A 2,335-nucleotide genomic window follows, 5' to 3' on the forward strand; every position below is an offset into this window, starting at 1 on the left:
GCTTGGAACGCTGGGATGAGGCCTTGGCGGTCATGTCTGAGCGTCCCCGGCGGCGACAACTGCAGCAGTTACCGCCACGATTGAACGAGCTGATCAGCTATTGTCGGGATCGTGGAATCAGTAACGTATGAGTGCCCGCCGGCTTATTTTGGCGCCTATGGGGCTCTATCAGGGGGTACTGCGACAAAACTTAGCCTTCATGGATCGCTTTCGGGTCATACAGGTCGACTATCCCGACGCTGAGGTTGAGTGGGAGATGGTTCAAGCGGCGGTACCGAGCCTGCCCGAGGAGATCGTCGCCAAGATGCTCACGGTGGCCCATGAGGTGCGTCGGTTGTTTGTGGGCGAAGAGCGTGGGGCGGCTCAGCTCACTGTGACCATGAGCACCCGGACGTTGGTGCGCTGGGGGCTCCTGGTGACGACCTTCAAAGGGGCGCCAAACGTCTTCGAGTACGCCCTGACCCAGGCACTGACCGCACGGGCTGAACCGGAGCAGCGAGAGGCAATCCACCAAATCGCTGCCGATGTCTTCGGTGAATACTGGCAACGCAGCGCGTCCTGAGTCCGGCCTGAGCCTGAGTCGCTACTGCCTGGGCTATCGATACCCACGCCAAATCGATTGTCCCGACAACACACCGACAGCACACCGGCTCGCTACACCGCGAGTCGGTGCGTCGTGCTGGGCGGCGATCAACTCTCTATGGAGGTTTACGATGACGAATATAACCGAAATCACCGACCGTCTTACCCTGGTGGTGCTCAACGTGCGCATCTGGTCAGGCCGCAAGAAACTGCGTGCTGAAGACCTGCACCTCGACGATGGAGCGATCCCACCGGAAGAGTTGGTCTCGCTCGGCTCGAAGCGGGTCTGTGACCCTGAGCACCTAAAGGCGTTTCACCGTCTCAAGCAGTCGGCAGAACGGGCCTGTCTGCGCATGGGGACGCGCTTTCTCGGCGGTTTTGCGGTGCCCAAGGATCGAACCGCTGAGCTGGCCGTGGAGCTTGATCAGATCAAGGCGACGTTCAATGACGAAGTGCAGACGTTCCTGGCGAGCTATGACTACGACCTGGAGCGGTGGATCCAGACCCTGCCAGCGTTTGAGACCGCGATCCGTCATGCGGTGGAGCCTGCAGAGAGTGTTGCCGGTCGGTTGCGGTTTGGCTATCAGCTGGTAGAGATCAAACCGGCCGTGGAACCAGGGACGTTGGCGGAGGAAGTATCAGAGCTTGGCGATGGCATCTTCGCTGAGGTCGAGCAGATGGCTCGTGATCTGACGAGCAGCTTCGAGGGTAAGGATAAGCTGCATCGTCGCGCCTTGGGTACGTTTACCCGTGTGCGTAACAAGCTGGCCTGTCTGAGCTTTATCGATGACCGTATTCAACCGGTAGTCGATACGATTGATCAATGGCTGGAGCGATTACCGGCTACGGCGCCGATTCAGGGGGCGCTGTTCAATGAAGGCATGGGACTGGCCCTGCTGCTGACCGATGCCGAGCGGATGGCCCGTCACGGTGCTGGGCAAGTAGCTGGCGTGCAGAGATCAATGCCGAAGTTGACGGGGAGCCAACAGTCTCAGAAGTCGACCCAAGATGCAGTGGAATCTTCGGCGGTGTCTCCGATCAAGGACGATGACGCTCTGGAGGTAGAACTCGACACCGACACTGACACCGGTGCAATGCCGGTCAGCGGTGATGATGACGATGCGCACACCGAGCCCTATCCACCCGTAGCGCCTCGCTCTGAGCCGACCCCGAGTTTCTTCTTCTAGGCGGACTGATCCGTTCCGTTCCTTCCCTTCCCTTCCCGTATCCGCCTCGCTGCTTCCTCCCTCACGTCACCGATTGATGCTGCCCCTGTGCTGATGGGGTGGCAGTCGTCCGTATGTAGGGAGAGATGCGGGGTAGGGCGGGTGTAACCGATGTGACGGATGTGCTCAGACGTTGGGGCGATGATCCGCTCCCTCGTCTGAGTGCATCCCTGTACTTCTTGATCTTGATGGAGGTGATCGACCCATGGCACTCAACACACGCTCACTGGAGACGTTGCACCAAGCGCTGCCGATCGTTGCGGCGGCGTATGGCCGTAAGTTTGATGTTACCGTGGAGGTCGGCGGCACACATGCCTGTACGGATGGCTGCTCCGAATTTCATACTCGAAAGTGCTCATTCGGTAATTCGCTCTCCGTTGATAGCGCCCGGGTTTGACCAGGCGAGCAACTGGAGTCCTGGTTGAGCAGTCCCAACCGGAGGCGCTCAGTCCGTTCCAGCAAGATCGCCTTGACCCGCTTGAACGGAGTGAACCGCTCAATATCCGGGTCAAACAACCGTGCTAGCA

At 59.4% G+C, this 2,335-nt stretch carries 1 protein-coding gene and 2 pseudogenes; 2 read left to right on the plus strand and 1 reads right to left on the minus strand.

All coding sequences use genetic code 11. The features are described from left to right. Positions 1–160: 160 nt before the first annotated feature. Positions 161–562: pseudogene (locus tag CKO15_RS13525) on the plus strand (CbbQ/NirQ/NorQ domain-containing protein); the annotation flags it as partial. Positions 563–713: 151 nt separating this feature from the next. After that, a complete protein-coding gene (locus CKO15_RS13530) occupies positions 714–1,769 on the plus strand; it encodes a DUF3150 domain-containing protein (protein WP_200197321.1) in 1,056 nt (351 codons plus the stop codon). 378 nt (positions 1,770–2,147) lie between these two features. On the opposite strand, the pseudogene CKO15_RS13535 reads toward CKO15_RS13530, so the two are convergent. Beyond that, positions 2,148–2,335: pseudogene (locus CKO15_RS13535) on the minus strand (RNA-guided endonuclease TnpB family protein); the annotation flags it as partial.

Source organism: Halorhodospira abdelmalekii (assembly GCF_016583625.1).
GTDB lineage: Bacteria > Pseudomonadota > Gammaproteobacteria > Nitrococcales > Halorhodospiraceae > Halorhodospira > Halorhodospira abdelmalekii.